Here is a 2,535-nt window from a genome sequence, read left to right as displayed (position 1 = left end):
TTCCCAGATCGATGGCTAGATGATTCACGGCGGACCTCCTGTGCGGCATTGACCGCGTTCAAAGTTGAGGCGCGATTATCCGTGACCTCGTGGGGGTCCGCCACTTCATCCTTTCTGTCGGTCTTCCGCTCAGGGTGCACGTTCCGAAGGCATATCTCCCAGCTATCAGGCTCGTCGAGTGGCTCGCGCACGCGCTGGATCGAGCCGTTCACCAGAGTCGCACGCTCCGGCCGCCGCCCGTAGGCGTACGTGCCTGCATAGGCCGGATTGTTCAACACAGAGCACAGTCGGCTGATCCCCAACGGCTTGAAGCAAAGCTCGCTGCCTCCTTCGGGCCATGAACGTCGCGTCGGGAAGACAAACCCGGTGCAACGAGCCCACCGGACCACAGCCAGGGCAGTCGGCTCGACCGCGAATCGGTCGAAGACCGTACGCACCGCCGACTGCACGCTCTGGTCCGGGTCAAACTCGTACCCAGACGGTCCCCATACGTAGCCCGATTACGCTTGCTACATCACCTGCCACACGACCCTGCGGGGAACGTCAGGAATCACATGGCGTCATAGCTAAGCAGGACCGCACCTTTGCGCTTGCTGGAGTCCATCACCCCGAAATCCGTATGACGGTAGGTTGAGGCACCGACGAGCAGATGCCGATCGGTTGCTGCGATCGACTGTGGAGAGTCGGTGCCTGGTGCTGCGTCGAAGGAATCCACCCACTCGAGGTCGAAGCTCTCCCGATTTAGGCTCATCACGAAAAGGCCGGCCGTCGTGTTCTGAAGCAGATGCGTCAGCTCCGGAGGATTCCACGGGCCGCCGTCCCCAAATACCCCAGTGACGAAGATATGTGCCCCGCTAACAGCGACGTCGCCCGCTCTCACGATGCCTCTATGTGGATCCGTACCCGTACCCATTCGTCCGAAGACTCGATGTCTGACGTAGCCGCCTGCGGGGTCGAGTTCTACGATGAACGCATCTGTAATGCCCTGCGTGGGTGTCTGACGTCCGTCGCCGAAGTCCACCCGCCCGCCGTAGTCGCCCAAGACGATCAGGTGGCCGCTCGCCGTGAACGCCACGTCACGCGCTTGCGCGTGGCCCACGTTGTGTTTGTGTTCAACGGTCTTTGCATTGCCGAAAGATAGTGCCCATTGAGGCGTGAGCATGGAATCCAGCATCAACACGCAGGCATCGTGTGCTCCAGCTGTCACCCTTGCCCCGGAGCCGAACTCGACCTTTCCGGAGCACTCGCCCACGGCTGCAATGCGATTGCCGGGGCCAACGGAAACCGCGAAAAGCGACCCGCGGCCGGCCCCGGTGCGGGTGACGCTCATGTGACGCGTCGCGTTTCCCGTGACCCCCGAGATCTTCGCTACGAAGAGTCCCCCAGAGTCGCCGGGAAGCGCTACGCCGCCGAGGGTCGCCGCCCCATGGTGGCCGCCGACCACAATCAAGTCGCCGCCTAGGCCCGCGGCATCGTTAAGGCGAACGCCGCGGCAACAAGTGGACCACCGGTGGACGAGCCCGTCGGCCGTGTACTTGGCCACAAACGCCGACTTCTCCATCGCCGCGCTCCGGCACTCGGGGCGCGGCACTCCTCCGTTGCCGGCGACCAACACGCTTGTGGAGGATACGGCTATGGCTCTAACCTCGTCCTGCGCGCCGAAATATGACCCTCCCTCGCTGATCGCTCGAGCCTCCAGGCACCGTAGCCCACCGTCTTGATGAAGCTGCAGCTTGAAGACATAAGCGGCCAAATCAGGCAAACGCCCGCACACGCTGCCATGCTCACCATGGCTGAAGTTGGTGCGACCTCCGAGAAACACGATGTCGGGTTGCGCTGATGCCACTGTGGTGATGCTGGAGTCCGTCCAAGAATAAAAGGGCTCAAAGAGATAGGTGGCGCCCTTCAAACGCGACCGACCCGGGCCCGCTATTCCACCGTCGGTACCAGCAGTCCCGGTGCCGGCGTTCCCAGACACGGCAGCGTCACCAGACACGGCAGCGTCATCAGACACGGGGTCACCGGCTTGAGAGTGCCCGCAACCCGCAACGTTGAGCGCTGCCAGCAACAAAACTAGTAGTTCCTTGTCGAACATTCTTGCCGCCCTTCCAGACTCTAGGCATCTGAAACACGCGATTGCGAGTGCGAGCATTCGCGAGTCGATCGTTCGCTGTCCTCTGCTTCTGTTACGCGTGCCGGGACAGGAAGTTCCGCCGAGACACGAGAGAAACACCTCCACTTCCCGAGTCAGCGAGCGTGGCCGCAAGGCGGTGGACCGAGGCCGAGATCGGCGCAGGGCCACGCGCGCCTCTACCCAGTGGCCCCGCTCTCCGACCACTACGGGCTGGCTCGCGTGCGGACCGTCGCGGGGCACGAAACCTTCCGGCGTTGGCGTCCGCCGGCGGCGTGGCGGCGGCCGCCGCCCATGGGCAGCCGGGTGTCCCGTATTTCAAGGGGTTTGCGTCTCGGTACGGTCGTTGCTGCGAGCACGGATATGACGCAACCACGACAGTACCTGCCGGGCTCCACGTACAT

General features: G+C 63.2%; 2 protein-coding genes. Both read right to left on the bottom strand.

From position 1 onward, the window contains the following. On the bottom strand, positions 1-275 hold a 275-nt coding region (locus MJD61_02670; protein ID MCG8554183.1), incomplete at its 3' end, for a hypothetical protein. A 275-nt stretch (positions 276-550) separates the two neighbouring features. Beyond that, the gene (locus MJD61_02665; protein ID MCG8554182.1) at positions 551-1,846 is read right to left on the bottom strand and encodes a hypothetical protein; all 1,296 of its coding nucleotides are present in this window, start codon (positions 1,844-1,846) and stop codon (positions 551-553) included. Positions 1,847-2,535: the final 689 nt, after the last annotated feature.

The organism is Pseudomonadota bacterium (assembly GCA_022361155.1).
Taxonomy (GTDB): Bacteria; Myxococcota_A; Polyangia; order Polyangiales; family JAKSBK01; genus JAKSBK01.
The sequence above is the reverse complement of the archived record's forward strand: the minus strand, read 5'-3'. Positions and strand labels throughout refer to the sequence as shown.